Raw genomic sequence first — 21,638 nt, 5'->3', positions numbered from 1 at the left:
AATGTTCGCTGGCCTCCAGGGGTGGCACCTCCTCATCATCCTCGCCGTGATCCTCCTCCTGTTCGGTGCGCCCAAGCTCCCGCAGCTGGCCCGCAGTGTCGGGCAGTCGATGCGGATCTTCAAGAGCGAGGTCAAGACCATGAAGGACGAGGACGGCACCGAGCGCCGTGAGTCGACCGAGGGGACCACCGGCACCGTCGCCGGATCCACCGGCACGACCACCGGCACCGGCACCACCACGCCGCCCGAGTCCCCGCTCAAGTAATGACGTCCGTGGCACCGAAGAAGCCACGGACGAAGCGGACGAAGAACCCCGACGGGCGCATGTCGCTCGGGGCGCACCTCGTCGAGCTTCGCAACAGGCTCTTCAAGTCGGCGATCGCGATCGTCATCGCGTGCGTCGCGGGGTGGTTCGTCTCGGAGTGGGTCTTCGAGGCCCTCAAGGCTCCGATCTCCGAGGTGGCCTCCACCCAGGGCAAGGAGGCGATCCTCAACTTCCCGACGATCGCCGGTGCCTTCGACCTGCGGCTGCAGATCGCCATCACGGTGGGCATCGTCCTGGCAAGCCCGGTCTGGCTGTACCAGATCTGGGCGTTCCTCGTCCCGGGCCTGACCCGCAAGGAGATGCGGTACGGCCTCGGCTTCATCCTCACCGCCATCCCGCTGTTCTTCGCGGGCTGCGCGGCCGGCTGGTTCGTGTTCCCGCACATCGTGGAGCTCCTGACGAGCTTCACCGGCAGCAACGCGGCGAGCTTCCTCGACGCCAAGATCTACTACGAGTTCGTTCTCAAGCTCGTGCTGGTCGTCGGCATCGCCTTCGTGCTGCCCGTCTTCCTGGTGCTCCTCAACTTCCTCGGCATCCTCCCCGGCATGCTGATCCTCAAGTCGTGGCGCATCGCGATCATGGCGATCGTGCTCTTCACGGCGATCGCGACCCCCGCGGCCGACCCGATCTCGATGTTCCTCCTGGCCATCCCGATCATCTTCCTGTTCTTCCTCGCCTGCGGGATCGCGATCCTGCACGACCGGCGCGCCGCCAAGCGCCAGCTGGTGTTCGACGGCAGCCCCTCCGACCTGCCCGCGTGACCGGACCGTCTCCCGCCGAGCGGTTCGCCGCGTTCCGGACGCGCCAGGGCCACGCGAGGGTCGAGGCGTTCCGCTCGACCCTCGCGTTCGACCTCGACCCCTTCCAGTACGAGGCCTGCAGCGCGCTCGACGACGGCCACAGCGTCCTCGTCGCCGCGCCCACCGGCGCCGGCAAGACCGCGGTGGCCGAGTTCGCGATCCACCTGGCCATGCAGGACCCGACGGCCAAGGTCTTCTACACGACGCCGATGAAGGCGCTGAGCAACCAGAAGTTCCAGGAGTTCGTCGAGGACTACGGAGCCTCCGAGGTCGGCCTGCTGACCGGCGACTCGAACGTCAACGCGCGCGCCCGCATCGTCGTGATGACGACCGAGGTGCTGCGCAACATGCTGTACGCCGACTCGGACCTCCTGCGCGACCTCGCCTACGTCGTGATGGACGAGGTGCACTACCTCGCCGACCGCTTCCGCGGCGCCGTCTGGGAGGAGGTCATCATCCACCTCCCGCAGCGCGTGCGGCTGGTCTCGCTCAGCGCGACCGTGTCGAACGCCGAGGAGTTCGGCGACTGGCTCCAGACCGTCCGGGGCGAGACCGAGGTCATCGTCTCCGAGGAGCGGCCCGTCCCGCTCGACCAGCATGTCCTGGTGGGCGGCAAGCTGGTCGATCTCTTCGACTCCTCCGGTCGGGCGGCGACGAACCGGGTGAACCCCGAGCTCGCCCGCATGGCCCAGGGCGGCTCCCGGGTCGAGCGCGGCGGCAGGGGCGGCCGCAACGGCCGAGGCGGTCGCGGCCGCTACCCGGAGCAGCGCACCGAGGAGCTCGTGCTGCGCTCGGAGGTCGTCGAGATCCTCCGCGGCAAGAACCTCCTCCCCGCGATCTTCTTCGTCTTCAGCCGTGCGGGCTGCGACCAGGCCGTGCGCCAGGTGCTGCGGTCGGGCGTGCGCCTCACCGAGCGCCACGAGCGCGACGAGATCCGCGCGATCGTCGAGGAGCGGTGCCGGACGATCCGCGACGAGGACCTCGCGGTGCTCGGCTACTGGGAGTGGCTCGACGGACTCCAGCGGGGCGTCGCCGCGCACCACGCCGGGATGCTCCCCGCCTTCAAGGAGGTCGTCGAGGAGCTGTTCCTGCGCCGGCTCGTGCGCGTGGTCTTCGCGACCGAGACGCTCGCGCTCGGCATCAACATGCCGGCCCGCACGGTCGTCCTCGAGAAGCTCGAGAAGTTCAACGGCGAGGCGCGCGTCCCGATCACACCGGGGGAGTACACCCAGCTCACCGGCCGGGCGGGCCGACGCGGCATCGACGTCGAGGGCCACTCGGTGATCCAGTGGCGCGGCGGGATGGACCCTCAGGCGGTCGCGTCCCTCGCCTCCCGGCGGACCTACCCGCTCAACTCCAGCTTCCGCCCCAGCTACAACATGGCCGCGAACCTGATCGAGCAGTTCGGGCGGGTGCGCACGCGCGAGATCCTCGAGTCGTCGTTCGCGCAGTTCCAGGCCGACCGGTCCGTCGTCGATCTCGCCCGCCGGTTCCGCCAGCAGGAGGAGTCGATGGCGGGCTACGTCACGGCGATGCAGTGCCACCTGGGCGACTTCGAGCAGTACGCGGCGATCCGCCGTGAGATCGGCGACCTCGAGCGCCGGGGCGCGGTGCGCGGCGAGTCGGCCTCCCACGCCGAGCGCGAGAAGCGCCAGGGACAGCTCACGAGCCTGCGGCGTCGGATGAAGGCGCACCCGTGCCACGCCTGCTCCGACCGCGAGCAGCACGCGCGCTGGGCCGAGCGCTGGTGGAAGCTGCGCCGCGAGACCGACGAGATCGAGCGCCAGATCCGCTCGCGCACCGGCGCCGTCGCCCGCATCTTCGACCACATCACGGACGTGCTGCTCGAGCTCGGCTACTTCCGCCGGGACGAGGTCGGCGAGCTCTCGCTGACGCCCAACGGTCGCACGCTCCGCCGGATCTACGGGGAGCGGGACCTGCTCGTCGCCGAGTGCCTCCGGAAGCAGGCGTGGACGGAGCTCGATCCGGCCGGCCTCGCGGCGATGGCGTGCTGCCTGGTCTTCGAGCCGCGACGCGAGGAGGGGACGCTCGGCGAGCAGTTCCTGCCCCGCGGCGCGTTCCCCGAGGCGCTGGAGAGGACCCAGCTTCTGTGGGCCCGGCTCGACGACGTCGAGCGGGAGCACCGCCTGCCGGGCAGCAACCCGATCTCGACGAGCCTGGCGCTGTCGATGAACATGTGGGCCAAGGGCATGCCGCTCGACATGGTGCTCCGCGAGTCCGACATGGCCGCCGGCGACTTCGTGCGCTGGGCGAAGCAGACCATCGACCTCCTCGATCAGCTCTCCGTCGTCGCCGAGGGCAAGGTCGGCCGCGCGGCCCGGACCGCCCTCGACCTGGTCCGCCGCGGCATCGTCGCGTACTCGACCGTCGCATGACGCCGGTCGCTCCTCCGCCCGACGGGCGGACCGTTCCGCTGTGGGTGGCGCTGCCCCTCGCCGCCCTCGGCGGCGCCGTGCTCGACCGCGGCTTCCCCGACTCCGATGTCTGGCCGCTGGCGATCGTGGGCGCCGCGGTGATCCTGTTCGCGCTGGCGGGGCGCGGCTTCTGGAGCGGGAGCCTCGTCGGTCTCGTCGGCGGAGCGGTCTTCTGGGGCGTCCACATCGAGTGGCTGACCCTCTACCTCGGCCCGGTCCCGTGGGCGGCCCTCGCCGGCCTGCAGGCGATCTTCTTCGCGGTCTCCGCGGGGCTGATGGCGGTCGTCTCCACGCGCGGCCACCGCGTCTGGACGGGACCGCTCGGCCGGATGGTCGGCCTCCCCGCCCTCCTGGCGGCGCTCTGGATCGGGCGCGAGTCGATCACCAGCGTCTGGCCCTACGGCGGCTTCGCCTGGGGCCGCCTCGCGATCTCGCAGTCCCTCGGCCCGCTCGCCGGTCTCGCGGCGTGGATCGGCTTCGCCGGCCTCGGCTTCGTGGTGGCGTTCCTCGCGGCCGTGCTCGCGCAGGCCGTCCGCGAGATGTCCGTCCCGGCCTCCGCCCGGGTCAGCGCTCTCGCGGGCTTCGCGATCGTGGCGCTGGTGTTCCCCGCCTGGCCGGCACCGACGGAGGGCACGACCCGGATCGCCGCCGTCCAGGGCGACTCCGATGCGGGCCTCTTCTCGCAGAGCTACCGCGGGCAGATCCTCGAGGACCACACCTCGGCGACGCTGCCGATCCTCGACCAGGACGTCGACATGGTGGTGTGGCCCGAGAACGGCGTCGACATCGATCCGACCCGGAACGCCCAGTCGGCCGCCGTCCTCGACTACCTCAGCCGGACGATGGACGCGCCGTTCATCGTGGGCACGATCACGAACCCCTCGGACGACGTCTTCTACAACAGCTCGCTGCTCTGGAAGGCGGGGGAGGGGGCGACGCAGGTCTACGACAAGGTGCATCCCGTGCCGTTCGCCGAGTACATGCCGGACCGGGCGTTCTGGCGGATGTTCGCTCCGGACCTGGTCGACCTGGTGAGCCGCGACTACTCGATCGGCACCCGTCCCAACGTCTTCGACGTGAACGGCGTCCTCGCAGGCATCGCGATCTGCTTCGACATCTCGGACGACGCGCTGACGAACGCGATGGTCGACGGGGGAGCCCAGGTCATCCTCGGGCAGACCAACAACGCCGACTTCGGCCGGACGGACGAGAGCGTCCAGCAGCTCGCGATCGCTCGCCTGCGGGCCATCGAGACCGGGCGCAGCGTGGTCAACATCTCGACCGTCGGGACGAGTGCGATCATCGGGCCGGACGGCTCGACGATCGATTCCCTGACATGGTTCGAGCCGGGTGCCATGGTGGACGAGGTCCCCCTCAGCTCCACCACGACCCCGGCTCTGGTGTGGGCGCGAGACCTCGGCTGGTACTTCCTGGCCGCCGGTCTCATCGGCATGGTCTCGTTCGTCCTCAGGACGCGCGAGCCGCGACGCCGTTCCCGCTGACCGGCGCTACGCGCCGATCTTGTGCTCGCCGCGCCTGGCGCGCAGATAGGCGAGCCGCTCCTCGAGCAGCTCCTCCAGCTCCGCGCGGGTCCGGCGCTCGAGCAGCATGTCCCAGTGGGTGCGCGGAGCCTTCTGCTCGCCCTTGTCCACGACGACCGGCTTCGAGTCCACCATCAGAGTGGCCTCGTGACCGCAGGAGCGGCACTCCCAGGTCTCCGGTGCTTCCGCATCGGCCGAGAACACCATGTCGGTGTCGTGGCCGCAGTTCGCGCAGTGGTACTCGTACGTCGATCGCGGGGAGAAGACGACGCCTTCTTCGCTCTGCAGGCTCTGGGATCCGAGCCGCATTCCTCGCAAGCTTCGATCTGCCATTGTGTGGTCTCCTCTCGCTGTGCTTCCCCAGTGTCAACGTCGTACCTGGAGGTGGTCTTCCCGTCCCTGCCATTGCCAGAGAATCCTCAGGTCGGAGGCGTATTCCGCGGTTCCTGAGGGCGTGGCTGACGGGCGCTGAGGAAGGCGACGACGGCCGCTCGGGCGAGGTCGGTGCGGTCGGTCACGAGCCCGTCGATCCCGAGCGCGAGGAGCTGCTCCATCCGCTCCGGATCGTCGATGGTCCATAGGTGGATCTCGCAGCCGGTCACCCGCAGCCGGGCGAGGATCCGCGGCTCGGCGACGCGGAGGCCGAGCGCGCGCTCGGGCACCTGGAGCGCGTCGATGCCGCGGAGAGCGAGACGCACGGGGAGGGCGGCGCCGAGGTGGGCGGCGACCAGGGCGACGACGAAGCGGACCGCCGACGCCGAGGTCGCGGCGCCGGGAAGACGGCGGAGGGCCGCTGCTCGACGGATCTCGGAGAACGAGGTGATCAGGACGCGCTCCGCGGCGGCGGCGCCGGACACCGCCGCGACGACCGGGTCGATCGCGTCCCGCGACTTCACGTCGACATTGAAGCGCGCGCAGGGGAGTGCGGCGAGGGCCTGCTCGAGAGAGGCGAGCCGGGCGCCGCCCGCCAGTCGGAGGTCGGCGAGCTCCTCCCACCGGGTGGCGGCGACGACGTGGCGGCGGCCGGAGCGGTCGATCACCTCGGCGTCGTGGACGAGCACGGCGACCCCGTCGAGGGAGGCGCGCGCGTCCGTCTCGAGGAGGTCCGCACCCGCGGCGAGGGCGCGTTCGAAGGCGGCGAGCGTGTTGCCCTCGGCCTGCGGGCCGAATCCGCGATGCGCGATCACCCGGGGGGTCGGCCCGCTCAGGGCGAGGGGTCGCTCAGGGGTGCGCATCGCGGACCGGGTCCGCGGCTAGACGGCCGGCGGCGGAGGAGTGGGCGCCGAGCCGAGGGCTCCGTCGGTCGTCGCGGGCGCCACGGGGGCGGACGTGTCGGATCCGGGCTCGACAGGAGTGGAGCCGACGGACCCGGATGCGGCAGGCGCGGACGCCGCAGGCGCCGACGGGGGTGCCGCATCCTGCGGGCGGACCGCCGGGGCGGACTGGCCGCGCTGGCCGAGCGCGCCTCCGATGCCCTTCAGCGCCTCGGTGAGCTCGCTCGGGATGACCCAGAGCTTGTTCGCGCTGCCCTCGGCGATCTTGGGGAGTGTCTGGAGGTACTGGTACGCGAGGAGCTCGCTGTCGGGGCGGCCCTCGTGGATGGCGTGGAAGACGGTGGTGATCGCCTTGGCCTCACCCTCGGCCCGCAGGACCGCCGCCTTCGCCTGGCCCTCCGCAGCGAGGATCGCGGCCTGGCGCTGACCCTCGGCGTTCAGGATCTGGGACTGCTTGGTGCCCTCGGCGGTGAGGATCACGGCTCGACGGTCGCGCTCGGCGCGCATCTGCTTCTCCATCGAGTCCTGGATGGAGAGGGGCGGGTCGATGGCCTTGAGCTCCACGCGTCCGACGCGGATGCCCCACTTGCCGGTGGCCTCGTCGAGGACGATGCGCAGCTGCCCGTTGATGTTGTCGCGGGAGGTCAGCGCCTCCTCGAGGTTCAGGCCGCCGACGACGTTGCGGAGCGTGGTGGTGGTCAGCTGCTCGACCGCGCCGAGGTAGTTGGCGATCTCGTAGGTCGCCGCCCGGGCGTCCGTCACCTGGAAGTAGACGACCGTGTCGATCGAGACGACGAGGTTGTCCTCCGTGATCACGGGCTGGGGCGGGAACGAGACGACCTGCTCGCGCAGATCGATCAGCGGGCGGACCCGGTCGATGAACGGCACGACGAGATTGAGGCCCGGCAGCAGGGTCTTGTGGTACTTGCCGAGGCGCTCCACGACCCCGGCGGTGGCCTGGGGGATGATGCGGACCGCTCGGAAGAGGACGACCAGGGCGAAGAGGACGACGGCGGCGACGACGACGATCGTCACGACGGAGGACGGTGTCACGGTGTGCTCCTTTCGGCGGGGACGACGACCGCGGTCGCGCCCTCGATGGCGGTGACGACGACTCTCTCGCCGACTCCGAGTGTGCGGTCCTCGACGAGCGGGGACAGGCGGACGGTCCAGGTCTCGCCGTTGGCGAGCTTGACCTGGCCGGCTCCGGGGCCGGCGAGGACGACGCTGCCGGAGAGCCCGAGGAGAGCGTCCGCTCCGCTGGGGGTGGGATCGCCGCCCCGCTTCAGCAGCCGCAGCAGCGGCGGACGGACGGAGAACAGCAGGAGGGCGGCGAGGACGGCCGCGACGGGGACCTGGACCCAGAAGGGAGCCCCGACCAGCCCGGTCAGCAGTCCGCCTATGCTGCCGACGGCGAGCATCAGGAACGTGAACTCGAGAGTGATCATCTCGACGATCACGAAGATGAGGATCAGCGCGAGCCAGAGGATCCACGCGTACTGGGTGACAGCGTCCATGCTGTGTGCTCCTTCCCCTCGACGAGCATTCCCAGGCTATCAACGCCCCCCCGGACGAGGGCTGGGAGAGGGGGTGCGCCGACGATCTCGAGGCCCTTGGTAGACTCCTCCGTCGGGCCGTGGCCCGTCATCGTGCCCGATCCGGTCTCCGAGCCGGCGTTCTGGAGGAATACCCGTGTCCAATCCCCTCGCCCCCGGCTCCTTCGACGGCAAGCGCGCTCTCGTCACCGGGTCGTCCCGCGGCATCGGCGCCGACACGGTCCGCTACCTGGCCGAGGCCGGAGCCCGCGTCGTCGTCAACTACCGCTCGAAGGCGCCGCGCGCCGACAAGCTCGTCGCGCAGATCGTCGAGGCCGGCGGCACCGCCATCGCCGTCGGCGCCGATCTCACCGACGCCGACTCGCGCGCCGAGCTCTTCTCCCGCATCGAGAAGGAGTACGGAGGACTGGACGTGCTCGTCCTGAACGCCTCCGGCGGCATGGAGAGCAACATGGGGGAGGACTACGCGATGGTCCTCAACCGCGACTCGCAGGTCGCCGTGCTCGACGCGGCGCTGCCGCTGCTCTCCGAGGGCTCCCGTGTCGTGTTCGTCACGAGCCACCAGGCGCACTTCATCCGGACCACGCCCACGATGCCCGAGTACGAGCCCGTCGCGCTCTCCAAGCGCGCCGGCGAGGACGCCCTGCGCGAGCGGATCGGTGAGCTCGCCGAGCGCGGGATCGAGTTCGTCGTCGTCTCGGGCGACATGATCGAGGGCACCATCACCGCGACCCTGCTGGAGCGCGCGAACCCGGGCGCGATCAGCTCGCGTCGCGAGTCGGCCGGCAAGCTCTACAACGTGCAGGAGTTCGCGGCCCAGGTCGCTCTGGCGGCCGTCGAGCCGATCCCCGCGGACAACACCCGCCTCGTCGGCGACATCTCCGACTTCGCCTGATCGCCTTCGCGGAATGACCCCGGCGCGCGGGTCTGCGATCCTCGACGGATGACTCCGATGGACGGCAGCGGACCGGCATCGGGGGAGTCCGTCCGCGCCGACGGGTTCCGCACATCGGCAGCCTCCGGGCGGCGTGGCGACTTCGACAGGGACGGCGAGACGAGCATCCTCCTCGACGCCGTCGCGGTGATGGCGAACTGGAGGAGGCGCTCGCCCTTCCGGTGCCGCGCCTTCCGGCGGACGCCCGAGAGGACCGAGACCTACCGACTGGAGGTGCGGCCCGTCGAGGCGTCGTTCTCCTGCGTCGACGAGCGCACCGGGACGGTCGACGCGTACGACGCCCCGACCGGCCGGTACGTCTCCGGGGGCGAGGAGCGTCCGCTGGACCGATGGCAGCTGCTGCCGGAGCCGCTGGCGGCCCGCCTGGCCTTCCCGCTGAACCTGCCGGTCTGGGGACGGCCGAGCGACGGGTACCGGATGACCGGCGCGTCGATCGACGGCGCGCTCACCGTGATCCGTCTTCGACACCAGGCCGACGACCGCGTCCGCGGCACGATGACCGTCGATCCGCAGCTGCGGCTGGTCACGCGCTTCGACACTCCGACCGAGACGTGCTGGTACGAGGACGTCGAGGCGTGGGTGGAGCCTTCGCCGATCCGCTGATGACGTTCCGGACCGTCGGGCGGCCTCAGTCCCGGTCCGTCCGGCCCTTCCACCGTTATCCGATAATGCACATTATGTCAGTTCGACCGAAGTCCCGTTCTGCAGGGATGGCGATCGGCTCCCCTCAACGCTCCTGCGACAGGACGTCATCGATCGCCGCCGCGCTCCGATGGCAGACCGGGCGCTTCGACGGTGAGGCCTCGGATCACCGCGGCGACGACCATGCGCTGCGTGAGTTCGGCGCTGGTGTCCACGGGCCACTGGCTCACCGACCCGACGTGCGCCGCGACGACCGCCTTCGCCAGGACGGCGGACTCGACGGCGGGGACGCGGCCGTGCACGGCCGCGAGGGTGGCGAAGCGCTCGCCCAGCTCGCGCGAGACGCGGTCGTCGTCGATCATCATCCGCTCGGCGAACTCCGGGTCCGCGGCAGCGCGTGCCAGGAGCACCGACCGCAGGGAGAACCACTCGCGGCTGGACGGGAGCGCGTCGAGGAGGGAGCGGACGGCGCCGTCGAGGGTCGCCGCGCGGTGCTCCTCCTGCAGCTGGACGTCGAGGGCCTCCTGCAGGCTCCCCCACACTCTCGCGGCCTGCTCCTCGTGGAGTGCGAGGAAGAGCTGGTCGACACCGGCGAAGTTCGAGTAGAACGCGCCGCGGGTGAAGCCCGCCTGCGCGCAGATGTCCTCGACGCGCTGGCCGATGGTGCCCGTGCTCTCGAAGAGCTCGGCGGCCGCGGCGAGGAGACGTCGTCGCGTCTCGCTCCTCCGCCGGACCGGAGCCTGCTCGCCTGTGACCACGCCCCCAGCCTATTCGGATCCTTGCGCTGAATGGGCCTTTTCAGTACGTTTCGTTTTCAATGCATACCGTATCGAGAACTGAAACGCCCGAACCTCGACGGCGACGGTCCCCGTGGCTGCCGACCGCGACCGTCGTGCTCATCGGGGCGGTCCTCGCCTGGCTGAACCGGGTGGAGTGGTGGGGGTGGCTCGTCGTCGCGGCGGCCGCGGTCCTGATCGCGGCCGTCTCGAGGAGCTGGCGGCACCGGCACTGGATGCTGCGTACGGCGGCCTGGGTCGCGTCCGCAGGGCTCGTCGGAGCCGTCGCGCTCGCCGCGGGTCCTCTCCCGGCGACGCGGACGCTCGCCGGTCCGCACACCGCCCCGGTCACGACCCGGCAGGGCGACGTCGTCGGTGTGCACGACGCCGCGGCCGGGGTCGACGCCTTCGCGGGGATCCCCTACGCCGCTCCCCCGGTCGGCCCGCTGCGTTGGGAGGCGCCCCGGCCGGCCCCGCAGCGGTCGGCGACCCTCGTGGCCGACGACTTCGGCCCCTCCGCCGTTCAGCCGGAGCCGACGTTCCTCTCCCGAACGGCGACCCGCGTGCTCGACCTGCCGCTGGAGGAGACGCTCCTCGGCGGGTACGCGACGGACGAGGACAGCCTCCGCCTGAACATCTGGACGCCGGCCGGCGGGGCGGGCGACTCCAGCCCGGTCCTCGTCTACCTCCACGGCGGCGCGTTCGTCTCGGGGTCCGGCGCCCTCCCCGCCTACGACGGCGCGGCGCTCGCCTCCCGGGGCGCGGTGGTCGTCACCGTCGCCTACCGTCTGGGCGTCCTCGGTTTCCTCGCCGGTGATGTGCTCGGCGGCGGCACCCCGGGGAATCAGGGACTGCTCGACCAGGTCGCCGCTCTGCAGTGGGTGCAGGACAACATCGCCGCTTTCGGCGGGGACCCGGGGCGGGTGACGGTCGCCGGCCAGTCCGCCGGCTCCGGCAGCGCCTGCATCCTCGGGGCCTCGCCCCTCGCGGCCGGCCTCCTCCACGGGATCATCGGGGAGAGCGGAGGATGCCTGGGGTCGGCGGGAGATCGCGAGGCCGGCGACCTCTACGACGACGCCGCCACCGCACGGGAGGCGGCTGCGCGCCTGAGCGAGGCCCTCGGCGGGGCGAGCCTCGCCGAGATGAGAGCCCTGCCGGCCGAGCGCATCGTCGCGGCCGCCGCGGGCCTCTCGCAGCACTGGTGGCCCTCGATCGACGGCGTCGTCCTCCCCGACACGCCGCTCGCCGTCTACGAGGCCGGTCGGCAGAACGACGTCCCCCTCCTGCTCGGCAGCAACTCCGACGAGACCTCGCTCGATCTGCTGGGAGGCGTCGACCCGGATCCGGACACCTACGAGCAGGAGGTGCGCCGGGAGCACGGAGACGACGCGGACCGATTCCTCGCGCTGTACCCGGGTGCCGTCGAGGACCAGGTCGTCGACTCCCGGCTGCGCGCCGACAGCGACCGGACGATGACCGCCCCGATGCGGCTCTGGGCGCTGACGGCCGCCCGGACCGGGCGGGCGGGCGTCCACGCCTACATCTTCACGCGCACTCCCCCGGAGAGCGGACTCGAGCGGTTCGGCGCGTACCACGGCGCCGAGGTGATGTACGCGTACGGGAACCTCGGGGCGGACGGCGACGCCGACTACACGGACGTCGACCGCCGGCTCGAGCAGGAGATGACCGCGCGCTGGCTCGCGTTCGTCTCCCACGGCGATCCGGACGCCGCCGGCCGCGAGCGGTGGCCGGCCGTCCAGGAGGATCCGGACAGCGTGCTCGAGTTCGGCGACGTCGTCCGGGTCGCCGGGCGCCCGTCCCCCGACGCGGTCGACTTCTGGCTCGCGGGGACGGGCTGACGCGGGGGCGCTCCTCGCGGCGGAACCCTCCGGTCAGCGGGGAGCCTCCGCTCAGAGCTGCCCGACGAGGTGCGCCTGCCGGCCGTCGCGCGCGAAGACCGGGATGACGGCCAGCGGCGCGTCGGCGACGATCCACTGCCCGCCCTCGTGCTCGGCGCCCGTCGAGAGCTCCGTCCAGCGCGCCCCGGCGGGCAGGTAGACCCGTCGGGAGACGGCTCCGGCGTGCGTGACCGGAGCCACCAGCAGGTCCGAGCCGAAGAGGTACTGGTCGGCCAGATCCCAGGCCTCCGGGTCCCCCGGGAACTCGTGGAACACCGCGCGCAGCACGGGCTGGCCCAGCTCGTGCGCCTCCCGCATCGCCTCGCGCGTGTAGGGGCGCAGGGTCTCGCGCAGATGCAGCAGGCGGGTGAGGATCGGCGTGGCCTCCTCGCCGAAGCTCCACACCTCGTTCGCGGCTCCGGTCGCGGCGCGGCGGGTCCCGTCGGCGGCCGTGACCGGGGCCGACGGCGCGCGGTCGCCGTGGAGGCGCATCACCGGGCTGAACGCGCCGAACTGGAACCAGCGCACGAGGAGCTCACGGAACTCCGGATCCGACGGGTCTCCCCCGGCGAATCCTCCGATGTCGGTCGTGAACCACGGGATCCCCGCGACGCCCATGTGGATGCCGGCCGTGATCTGGTGGCGCAGGTCTGCGAAGGTCGAGTGGATGTCGCCCGACCACACGAGCGCACCGTAGCGCTGGCTGCCCGCCCACGCGGTGCGGACGAGGTTGACGATCGCGGTCTCCCCGCCCTCGCTCTGCCCCTCGAAGAAGCCGCGGGAGAACGCCTGCGGGTAGAGGTTGCCGACCTGGACGGCGGGGCCGGCGGCGTAGCGGTAGTTGTCGAAGTCGTAGACGCCGTACTCGGGCTCGGCCTCGTCGAGCCAGAAGAGCCGGATCCCGTGCTCGCCGTAGTTGCGCCGGCACGCCTCCCAGACGAACCTCCGGGCGGCGGGGCTCGTCGCGTCGTAGAACGCGCTCGGACCCTCGAACTGCATGTGCAGGTCCAGGCCCCGCTCGGCCTTGACGAGGAGGTTCCCCTTCTTCATCGCGATGTAGTTCTCGGACTCGACCGACACCTGCGGCCAGACCGAGACCATCAGCTCGATCCCGAGCTCGCGCAGCTCGGCGACCATGGCGGACGGATCCGGCCAGAACTCCTCCTCGAAGCGGAAGTCGCCCATGTGCGGCCAGTGGAAGAAGTCGGCCACGATCACGTCCATCGGCAGGCCGCGGCGCCGGTGCTCGCGGGCGACCTCGAGCAGCTGCTCCTGGTTCCAGTAGCGCAGCTTGCACTGCCAGAAGCCGAGGCCGTGCTCGGGCATCATCGGGACGTGCCCGGTCGCGTCGGCGTAGGCCCGGGTGATGTCGGCCGGGGTCTCCCCCGCGGTCACCCAGTAGTCGAGCTGCTGGGAGGACTCGGCGGACCACTCCGTGCGGTTGGCTGCGAAAGTCGCGCGGCCGATCGCGGGGTTGTGCCAGAGGAACCCGTAGCCGCGGCTCGACAGCACGAACGGGACGCTCGACTGGGAGTTGCGGTGCGCGAGCTCGAGCGTGCAGCCCTTCAGATCGAGGATGTCCTGCTGGTACTGCCCCATCCCGTACAGCTTCTCGTCGGGGGACGTCTCGAACAGCGCGGTCAGCCGGAAGTCGCCGCCCAGGTGCGGACGCTGCTCGCGGGCGCGCAGCTTGAGCGCTCCCCCGCTCCCGAGCTCTCGGACGAGCAGCTCCCCCCGACGGTCGTAGAAGGAGAGGGAGCAGGAGAGCTCGTGGTAGCCGGTCTGGTACCCGTAGCCCTCCTGCTGCTCGAGGACGACGGTGATGCCGCCGGCGCGCAGCGTCGCCCGCGGTCCCTCGATCGAGACCTCCGGCGCGTGGCGCTCGGGGGCGATCAGCGCCCAGTCGGTGTCGAGGACCTCCCCGGACCGGCGGGCGCGGACCCGGACGCTGTCCCTCCCCCACGGCTCGACGACGACGGTCTCGCCGTCGCCGCGCCAGACGAGGCGGTCCCCCTCGAGCGCGAACGCGTCGGTGTCCATGTGCTCCTGCTTCCTCGAGTCGGGCACGGCGCTCAGTCCTTGACCGCGCCGGCGGTGACCCCGGCGGCGACGTAGCGCTGGGCCACGATCAGCAGCACGGCGGCCGGGATGGAGGCGATCACGGCGGTCGCCATGATCCCGTTCCAGTTGGTGGTGGTCGATCCGATGTAGCGGTAGAGGCCGAGGGTGAACGGCACGATGCTGTTGCCCGAGGTGAGCGAGTTCGCGTTGAGGAAGTCGGCCCAGGCGAACAGGAACGAGAACAGGCCCGCGGTCACGATCGAGTTCCGGCTCAGCGGGATGACGATCGAGACGAAGGAGCGCCAGTTGCTCGCACCGTCGATCCGCGCGGCCTCGATCAGCTCGTCTGGGATGCCGAGCATGAAGGCCCGGAGGATGATCACCGCGAACGGCACGGAGGCGGTCGCGTCGGCGAGGATCAGGCCCGGATAGGTGTTGAGCAGCCCCAGCGCGTTGTAGATCGCGAACAGCGCGGTGACCAGGACGATCCCGGGGATCATCTGGGCGAGGAGGAACACGAACATCACGACGCCGGTCCCCCGCACCCGGAACTTCGCCATCGCGAAAGCGGCGGGCAGGGCGATCGCCAGCGTCAGGATCACGCAGCCGATCGAGATCACGAGGCTCGTGATGAGGTTCGGCAGCTGCGTCGAGAACGCCTGCACGTACCCGTCGAGGGTCGGGTCGCCGGGGAACAGGCTCGGCGGGGTCTGGATCAGGTTCTGCGGCTTGGTCAGCGAGACGTTGACCATCCAGTAGAGCGGGAAGAGGAGGAAGCCGCAGAGCACGATCGCGATGACCACGTCGATCCCGCGGCGCAGCCCTGTGGTGTGCCGGTTCATCCGAGGTCCTCCTTGCGCTGGGCGCGGATGTAGATCACGCCGAAGACGAGGGCGACGATCACGAGGATCTGGCCGGCCGCCGCACCGACTCCGAACTGCAGGTCGGTGAAGGACTGCTCGTAGGCCCAGGTCGCGAGGGTGTGCGAGCTGTTGGCCGGGCCTCCCTTGGTGAGGATCCAGATGACGTCGAACACCTTGATCGTGTAGACGAGGCCGAGGAGGAGCGTGACGGAGGTCACCGGTCGCAGCAGCGGCCAGGTGATGCTCCAGAAGGACCGCCAGCGCGAGGCGCCGTCCAGTGCCGCGGCCTCGTAGAGGCTCTCGGGGATGCCCTGCAGGCCTCCGTGCAGCAGCACCATGTTGAACGGGATGCCCAGCCAGATGTTGGCGATGATGACCGCCCACAGCGAGACGGACGGATCGGTCAGCCAGCCGACCGGCGTGCCGATCGCGGCGTTCAGGATGCCGAACTGCTGGTCGAAGATCCAGCGCCAGGCCGTCGCCGAGACGATCAGCGGCAGGAGCCACGGCAGCAGGATGAGGGAGCGGAACGTCGCCGAGAGCGGGAACCGGCGGCTGAAGAACAGCGCCAGGGCCATGCCGATCGTGAACTGGCCCACCAGCGAGACCACGGTGAAGACCACGGTGTGCCAGGCGATGCTCGCGAAGATCGGATCGGTGACGACCGTGACGTAGTTGTCGAAGCCGACGAAGGGGGCGATCCCGGTCACGAAGGACGACGGTCCGAAGTCCTGGAGGCTGAGGACGACGCCGCGGATGATCGGGTAGACGAAGAAGACGGCGAGGAAGATCACCACGGGCGCCATGAACGCGGCGGCGGCGAGGCGGAGGTGAGAGCGGGGTCGGCGGCGGGCGGGCGGCCTGGTGGCCGCCCCGCCCGCGACCGGCGCCGTGAGCACGGCGGGGTCGGTCATGCGGCCGCTACTTCAGGCTCGCCGCGGCGTCGTCGAGGGCCGCCTGCGGCGTCTTCGAGCCGGTCAGCGACTCCTGGATCGCGGTCCAGAGCGCCTTCGAGGTGTCCGGGTAGGCGACGCCGAGGTCGCTGGTGCGTCCCTGCGCGACCGAGATGGCCTCGACCCACGGCTGGAGCGCGGGGTCCTCGGTCGCCTGCTCGGCGGCCGCGTCGGCGTACGGCATGATGTACGACTGGCCGGCCGCCCAGGCCTTCAGGCTGTCGGGCTGGATGACGCACTGCGCGAACTCCGTGGCGAGGGTCTGCTTCGCGGCGTCGGAGGCGACCACCTCGACGAACTCGCCGCCGAGCGGGCTCGGTGCCGCTCCCCCGTCCTTCGCCGGGATCGGCACGACGCCGTAGTCGATGCCCGCCTCGTCGAGGGCGGAGAGCTGCCAGGTGCCGTTGACCATCATTCCGAGCTTGCCCGCGAGGAACTGGTCGCGGACGTCCTGCTGGTTGGCGTTGACGTTCGCCTGCGAGGCCGAGCCGCTCTTCACCAGGTCGGTCCAGAGCGCGAGCGCCGAGACGGCGTCGTCGGAGGAGATGTCCTCGAGGGTCGCACCGGAGCCCCAGAAGAAGGGCAGGAACTGGAAGGTGCCCTCCTCGGTGCCGATAGCGGAGAAGCCGAGCCCGGTGACGTCGCCCGCGGTGAGGGCCTTCGCGGCGGTGGTCAGCTCGTCCCAGGTCGTCGGCGGAGTGACGCCGGCGGCCTCGAAGAGCGCCTTGTTGTAGAAGAGCGCGAGGGTGTTCGAGCCGATCGACGAGCCGTAGGTCTTCCCGTCCAGCTGGCCGGCGGCGAGCACGTTCGGGAGGACGTCGCTGGTGTCGAGCCCGGAGGCGGCGTTGTCGACGAGCAGGCCGGTGTCGGCGAACTTCGCGACGTTGGGGTTGTCGAGGACGACCAGGTTCGGCGTCGTCTTCGACGCGGCCGACTGCAGGAGCTTGGTGGTGAGGTCGGGGTCGGAGGTGCGCTCGAGGGTGATCCCGGTCGAGGCCTCGCAGCCGGCCAGGAGCTGGCCGTAGGGGGAGGACGCGTCGTACTGGGTGAAGCTGTCCCAGAGGGTGAGTGACTTCGACGAGTCGTCGCCCGCTCCCTGTGCGCTGCACGCGCTGAGGGCGACTCCGGCGATGAGGACGAGGGAGGCGGCGCCTGCGGCCCGTCGGATGCTGTTCTTCACGGTATTCCTCTCTGAATACGGTCGGAACGAGCGGAGCGCTCGCGCCGGGAAGACCCTCCGGGGCGCCCGCTGGGGCGGTCCGTCCGGAAGTCGTGGCGAGCCTAACCGAGTCGGAGAACCGGTTCAATAGATTTCGGAGAACCGGTTCACCGATCGCCCGGGGAACGCCCCGGGCGACCCGGTCGACGTCAGCCGCGCGCCCGCCGCCACGAGGGGACGACGCCCCGGCTGGTGCCCGGCGAGAAGGGCGCGGTGGTGCCGAGGTCCACGACCACCGCGGGCAGCAGCTCCGTCACTCCCGGAGTCGCGGTGCCGGCGAGCTCGTCGAGCACCAGGTCGACCGCCCGCGAGACCATCTCGTCGCCGGGCAGATCCACCACGGTGACCGGCTGGTCGGCGTGCCGCATCACCGCCTCCGGGGCGACGGTCATGATCGAGCAGTCCTCCGGGACGCGCAGGCCCAGGCCGCTGAGGCGCTGCAGGAACGGCTCGAGCACGCCCGGCCCGTGCGTGACCACGGCGCTCAGGCCGGGGAGCTGCTCCTGCGCCTGCTCGAACCAGTCGTCGACGTCGTCGGTGCTGGGGATGACGGCGCCCCGCACGCCGCGCAGGCGGCACTGGTCGAGGAAGCCCTCGCGGAACCGCAGGGCGAAGGCGTAGCCGCTCTCGTAGGCGTCGGGGCCCATCCCGAGGACCGCGATCTCGACGTGCCCGAGGTCGGCGAGGTGGTCGACGGCGACCCGCGCCGCGCCGTCGAAGTCGAGGTCGATCGCGCTGAACGGGCTGCCCTCGCCCGGGTAGCCGACCAGCGCGGTCGGCAGGCCGATGCTCGCGAGGACCGGCAGCCGGGGGTCGTCCCGGCGGATGTCCATCACGACGAGCGCATCGGCGAGGACGTCGCGCGCGAGCTCCCCCTCGCCCGTGCCCATCATCAGCAGGTCGAAGCCGCGGGCGCGGGCCGCGTACATCGCCGCCCGCACGAAGCGCATGAAGACGTCGACATCGGTCTGCCGCGATTCCGGATCGACGGAGGCGAAGAAGCCGAGGATGTTCGTGCGCCGCAGCGCCAGGGCCCGCGCCATCGGGTCGGGCCGGTAGCCGAGCCGCTCCACGCTCGCGAGCACGCGCAGGCGGGTCGCCTCCGGGAGCTTCTTGTTGCCGGAGAGCACGTAGGACACCGTGCTGCGGGCCACCCCCGCATCGGCCGCGACGTCGCGAATGGTCACCATGGGCTCAGCGTAGTGAGGGCCCGGCGACGGGAGGGCCCGCCGGCGACCCCCTCGACCGGTGGGCAGCAGCGTGCATACCAGGGCGGTCCGGCCGTCCCGCCGTGGGTGGAGAGCCGTCCGCCGCGAGCCGCGCGACGGCGCCGACGGACGCAGGCCGCGGACGAGCAGTCGGTCACGGTTGCGCGTGTATCGACGGGCACGTACGGTCGTCGGGTACCTCGTCGCGAGCCGCGACGTCGGTGCGGCCGCCACACCGGCCGATCCAGCGGCTCGCGGTCACGGGGGCCCCCCGCACGGAAGACGGACTCTTGCGCTCCAGCACCGGTACTGCGTCCACGACGCAGCAGCTGCTCTCGCACTGACGTCCCCCGTGCCCGCCCCTCAGGGGCGAGCCCCTGCTCCCTCGGAGCCCGGTGGTCGTCGTGCGCCGACACCGACCACTGGAGCACCGTGCCCTCCTCGTCCCGCACCACCCCGCCCGCCGTCGTCCTCCACGACTGCACGTTCGCCTGGCCCGACGGCTCCGTCGTCCTCGACCGCGTCACCGCTGCGTTCGGACGCGGGCGCACCGGTCTCGTCGGCGCGAACGGCGCCGGCAAGTCGACCCTCGTCCGCCTCGTCACCGGCGGCCTCTCCCCCACCGCCGGGAGCGTCTCGACGACGGGACCCGTCGACCTGCTGCCCCAGCGCCTCCGGCGAGGGCCCGACGACACCGTCGCCGATCTCCTCGGGACCCGGCATCGCCTGGACGCTCTGCACGCGATCCTCCGCGGCGACGCGGATCCGCGGCACTTCGAGGTGCTCGCGGACGACTGGGACCTCGAGGCCCGAGCGCTCGCCGCACTCGGCGACGCCGGTCTCGACCTGGAGGAGGCGGACCTGCTGCGGCCGGTCGCGACCCTCTCCGGAGGGCAGGTCGTCCTCACGGCCGTGACCGGCGTCCGGCTGCGCGGTCGGCCGATCGCCGTGCTCGACGAGCCGACGAACGACCTCGACCGGCGCTCCCGAGGGCTTCTGCTCGACCTGGTCGACCGGTGGCGCGGGACGCTCGTGCTCGTCAGCCACGACCGGGAGCTGCTCGAGCACGTCGACGAGATCGCGGAGCTGCGCGACGGGGCGGTCCGCACCTCCGGCGGGACGTTCTCGGCGTTCGAGGAGCGGCTCGCCCTCGAGCAGGCGGCCGCGGAGCGCGATCTGCGCGACGCCGACCGGCTTCTCCGCGCCGAGCGGCGGCAGCGCATCGAGGCCGAGACGACCATCGCCCGCCGCGCGCGGGCGGGGGCGCGATCGGCGGAGTCGATGCCCGCGATCCTCGCGAACGCGCGGAGAGGACGAGCCGAGGCGACCGCGGGACGGCTGCGCTCCGGGCACGGGGCCGCGGAGGCGCGGGCGCGCGAGCAGGTCGACGCAGCGTCGCGAGCAGTCCGGGACGACGACCGGGTCCGCCTCGACCTGCCGGACCCCGGGGTCGCGGCCGGGCGCCGGCTGGCGGAGGTGACGGTGCGCGGCCGGACGACGGTGCTCCAGGGGCCGGAGCGGATCGCCGTGGTCGGCGCGAACGGGACGGGGAAGACGACCCTGCTCGAGCACCTCGTCGGGGCGCCGGGTGCGCGGGAGCATCCGCTCGCCGGCACCACGGCCCGAGCGCTGACGGAGCGGGTCGGCTGGCTCCCCCAGCGCCGCGAGGGACTCCTCGACGAGGAGGCCACCGTGCGGGAGCACGTCTCCCGGGCCGCGCCGGATCGTCCTGCGGTCGAGCTGCGGAACGCCCTCGCGCGGCTCCTGGTGCGCGGCGACGTGGTCGATCGGAGGATCGCGTCGCTCTCGGGCGGCGAGCGGTTCCGCGTCGCGCTCGCCGGGCTCGTGCTGGCGCAGCCGGCTCCGCAGCTGCTCGTGCTCGACGAGCCGACGAACGACCTCGATCTCGCCACGACCGACCACCTCGTCGACGTTCTCGCCGCCTGGCGGGGCGGCCTGGTCGTCGTCAGCCACGACGAGGCGTTCCTCGACCGGCTCGGACTCCACTCCCGAGTGGTGCTCGACGCGGAGTGACGGCTGGTCCCCCGGCCCCCGGCGGTTCTGGCCTCGACCGGGCCCCTGCCGCCGGGGAGACTGTCCGGGCCCCTCCCGCCCTCAGCGAACGGACCGACGTGCTCACCGGACTCAGCGCCTTCCCCCTCACACCGCTCCGCGACGACAGCATCGACGAGCGGTCGTTCGCCGCTCTCGTCGAGCGGCTCGCGCGGGCGGGAGTCGACTCGATCGGCGCCCTGGGCTCGACCGGCTCGGCTCCGTACCTGGACCGCGGCGAGCGCCGGCGCGCCGCCGAGATCGCCGTCCGCGGCGCCGGCCCGGTGCCGGTCGTGGTCGGGATCGGGGCGCTGCGCACCTCGCAGGTGCTGGCGCTCGCCGAGGACGCGCAGAGCGCCGGAGCGAGCGCGGTGCTCCTGGCGCCGCTCGGCTACCAGCCGCTGACGGACGAGGACGTGCTGGGGCTCTACGAAGACGTGACGGCTCAGCTCTCGGTGCCGCTCGTCGTGTACGACAACCCCGGGACGACGCGCTTCTCCTTCTCCGACGACCTCTACGGGGCCGTCGCCCGGCTGCCGCAGGTCGCCTCCCTCAAGATCCCCGGCGTGCCGGAGGGACCGGGCGCCGCGGCGGCGCGCGTCAGCGAGATCCGGGCGCGGGTGCCGGAGGGGGTCACCGTCGGGGTCTCGGGGGACGCCGCGGGTGCGCGCGGGCTGCTCGGCGGCTGCGACGCCTGGTACTCGGTGATCGGCGGCATCTTCCCGCGGACGGCGCTGTCGATCGCCCGGGCGGCGCAGTCGGGCGATGAGGCGGCCGCGATCGCGGGATCGGCACGCCTGCAGCCCGTCTGGGACCTCTTCGCGGAGCACGGCGGCAGCTACCGCGTGGTCGCAGCGATGGCGGAGCAGCTCGGTCTCGCCGAGGCGCGCTGCCTCCCGCGTCCGGTCCGCGGGCTCGGTGCACGGGCGCGGGCCCGGGTCGCGGAGGTCCTGGCGGAGCTGGGCCCTGTGCTGGAGTGATGCTCGGGCGGGTCGACGGGAGGACGGCTCGGACGGCGTGGTCGTTCCGGACAGCTGGAGGGGCGGGCCGGGGATGTCCCCGACCCGCCCCTCCGGCGGA

The 21,638-nt window shown here is 71.9% G+C and carries 19 protein-coding genes; 9 read left to right on the top strand and 10 right to left on the bottom strand.

Translation table 11 applies throughout. The features are described from left to right. The first annotated feature begins 1 nt into the window (after position 1). Genes tatA through lnt form a run of 4 tightly spaced genes read left to right on the top strand, consistent with a single transcriptional unit; the run spans position 2 to position 5,062 of the window. Entirely contained in the window at positions 2-265 is a 264-nt protein-coding gene (gene tatA / locus C5C57_RS09880; protein WP_104222022.1) for a Sec-independent protein translocase subunit TatA, read from the top strand. Next, on the top strand, positions 265-1,086 hold the full coding sequence (tatC, locus tag C5C57_RS09875) for a twin-arginine translocase subunit TatC (protein ID WP_374952911.1): 822 nt from the start codon (positions 265-267) through the stop codon (positions 1,084-1,086). The genes tatA and tatC overlap by 1 nt, the downstream gene beginning before the upstream one ends. After that, the gene (locus C5C57_RS09870) at positions 1,083-3,521 is read left to right on the top strand and encodes an RNA helicase (RefSeq protein ID WP_104297566.1); all 2,439 of its coding nucleotides are present in this window, start codon (positions 1,083-1,085) and stop codon (positions 3,519-3,521) included. The genes tatC and C5C57_RS09870 overlap by 4 nt, the downstream gene beginning before the upstream one ends. Continuing rightward, positions 3,518-5,062, top strand: coding sequence for an apolipoprotein N-acyltransferase (lnt, locus tag C5C57_RS09865; RefSeq protein WP_104260695.1), 1,545 nt, complete (start codon positions 3,518-3,520; stop codon positions 5,060-5,062). Before C5C57_RS09870 ends, lnt begins: the two co-directional genes overlap by 4 nt. Positions 5,063-5,068: 6 nt before the next feature. Here the strand turns inward: lnt and C5C57_RS09860 are convergent, their stop codons facing one another. The 4 genes from C5C57_RS09860 to C5C57_RS09845 form a co-directional block, all read right to left on the bottom strand. Further along, on the bottom strand, positions 5,069-5,434 hold the full coding sequence (locus C5C57_RS09860; RefSeq protein WP_068207052.1) for an RNA polymerase-binding protein RbpA: 366 nt from the start codon (positions 5,432-5,434) through the stop codon (positions 5,069-5,071). 86 nt (positions 5,435-5,520) lie between these two features. After that, positions 5,521-6,336 carry a glycerophosphodiester phosphodiesterase family protein gene (locus tag C5C57_RS09855; protein WP_104260697.1) on the bottom strand — a complete coding sequence of 272 codons (816 nt, stop codon included), beginning with the start codon at positions 6,334-6,336 and terminating at the stop codon, positions 5,521-5,523. Between the two features lie 18 nt (positions 6,337-6,354). Next, the gene (locus C5C57_RS09850; RefSeq protein ID WP_374953304.1) at positions 6,355-7,410 is read right to left on the bottom strand and encodes an SPFH domain-containing protein; all 1,056 of its coding nucleotides are present in this window, start codon (positions 7,408-7,410) and stop codon (positions 6,355-6,357) included. A gap of 14 nt (positions 7,411-7,424) precedes the next feature. Further along, positions 7,425-7,892 (bottom strand): NfeD family protein, encoded by a 468-nt coding sequence (locus tag C5C57_RS09845; RefSeq protein ID WP_104260699.1) that lies wholly within the window; start codon positions 7,890-7,892, stop codon positions 7,425-7,427. A gap of 175 nt (positions 7,893-8,067) precedes the next feature. On the opposite strand from C5C57_RS09845, the gene C5C57_RS09840 reads away from it, so the two are divergent. After that, the gene (locus C5C57_RS09840; protein WP_104260700.1) at positions 8,068-8,826 is read left to right on the top strand and encodes an SDR family oxidoreductase; all 759 of its coding nucleotides are present in this window, start codon (positions 8,068-8,070) and stop codon (positions 8,824-8,826) included. A 48-nt stretch (positions 8,827-8,874) separates the two neighbouring features. Then, positions 8,875-9,489, top strand: a complete 615-nt coding sequence (locus C5C57_RS09835; protein WP_146082407.1) for a hypothetical protein — start codon at positions 8,875-8,877, stop codon at positions 9,487-9,489. Positions 9,490-9,635: 146 nt separating this feature from the next. Here the strand turns inward: C5C57_RS09835 and C5C57_RS09830 are convergent, their stop codons facing one another. Then, entirely contained in the window at positions 9,636-10,286 is a 651-nt protein-coding gene (locus tag C5C57_RS09830) for a TetR/AcrR family transcriptional regulator (protein WP_104246829.1), read from the bottom strand. A 134-nt stretch (positions 10,287-10,420) separates the two neighbouring features. Here C5C57_RS09830 and C5C57_RS09825 point away from each other — a divergent pair, with 134 nt between their 5' ends. Beyond that, positions 10,421-12,163 carry a carboxylesterase/lipase family protein gene (locus tag C5C57_RS09825; protein ID WP_219827752.1) on the top strand — a complete coding sequence of 581 codons (1,743 nt, stop codon included), beginning with the start codon at positions 10,421-10,423 and terminating at the stop codon, positions 12,161-12,163. Positions 12,164-12,214: 51 nt separating this feature from the next. On the opposite strand, the gene C5C57_RS09820 is transcribed toward C5C57_RS09825, so the two are convergent. From C5C57_RS09820 to C5C57_RS09800, 5 genes are all read right to left on the bottom strand, one after another. Further along, positions 12,215-14,242: a TIM-barrel domain-containing protein gene (locus C5C57_RS09820; RefSeq protein WP_104297564.1), complete on the bottom strand. Its 2,028-nt coding sequence runs from the start codon at positions 14,240-14,242 to the stop codon at positions 12,215-12,217. 32 nt (positions 14,243-14,274) lie between these two features. Continuing rightward, positions 14,275-15,105 carry a carbohydrate ABC transporter permease gene (locus C5C57_RS09815; RefSeq protein WP_104222044.1) on the bottom strand — a complete coding sequence of 277 codons (831 nt, stop codon included), beginning with the start codon at positions 15,103-15,105 and terminating at the stop codon, positions 14,275-14,277. Continuing rightward, positions 15,102-16,040: a carbohydrate ABC transporter permease gene (locus C5C57_RS09810; protein ID WP_104225253.1), complete on the bottom strand. Its 939-nt coding sequence runs from the start codon at positions 16,038-16,040 to the stop codon at positions 15,102-15,104. Before C5C57_RS09810 ends, C5C57_RS09815 begins: the two co-directional genes overlap by 4 nt. A gap of 7 nt (positions 16,041-16,047) precedes the next feature. Further along, complete coding sequence (locus tag C5C57_RS09805) at positions 16,048-17,259, bottom strand: extracellular solute-binding protein (RefSeq protein ID WP_104222048.1); 1,212 nt, start codon at positions 17,257-17,259, stop codon at positions 16,048-16,050. Positions 17,260-17,447: 188 nt separating this feature from the next. After that, entirely contained in the window at positions 17,448-18,488 is a 1,041-nt protein-coding gene (locus C5C57_RS09800) for a LacI family DNA-binding transcriptional regulator (protein WP_104297563.1), read from the bottom strand. Positions 18,489-18,938: 450 nt separating this feature from the next. Here C5C57_RS09800 and C5C57_RS09795 point away from each other — a divergent pair, with 450 nt between their 5' ends. Together C5C57_RS09795 and C5C57_RS09790 are read left to right on the top strand one after the other, a co-directional pair. Further along, positions 18,939-20,540 (top strand): ABC-F family ATP-binding cassette domain-containing protein, encoded by a 1,602-nt coding sequence (locus tag C5C57_RS09795; RefSeq protein ID WP_104297562.1) that lies wholly within the window; start codon positions 18,939-18,941, stop codon positions 20,538-20,540. 98 nt (positions 20,541-20,638) lie between these two features. Continuing rightward, a complete protein-coding gene (locus C5C57_RS09790) occupies positions 20,639-21,538 on the top strand; it encodes a dihydrodipicolinate synthase family protein (RefSeq protein WP_104222054.1) in 900 nt (299 codons plus the stop codon). Positions 21,539-21,638: the final 100 nt, after the last annotated feature.

This window comes from Rathayibacter sp. AY1C5 (genome assembly GCF_002931705.1).
Classification (GTDB): Bacteria; Actinomycetota; Actinomycetes; order Actinomycetales; family Microbacteriaceae; genus Rathayibacter.
The sequence above is the reverse complement of the archived record's forward strand: the minus strand, read 5'-3'. Positions and strand labels throughout refer to the sequence as shown.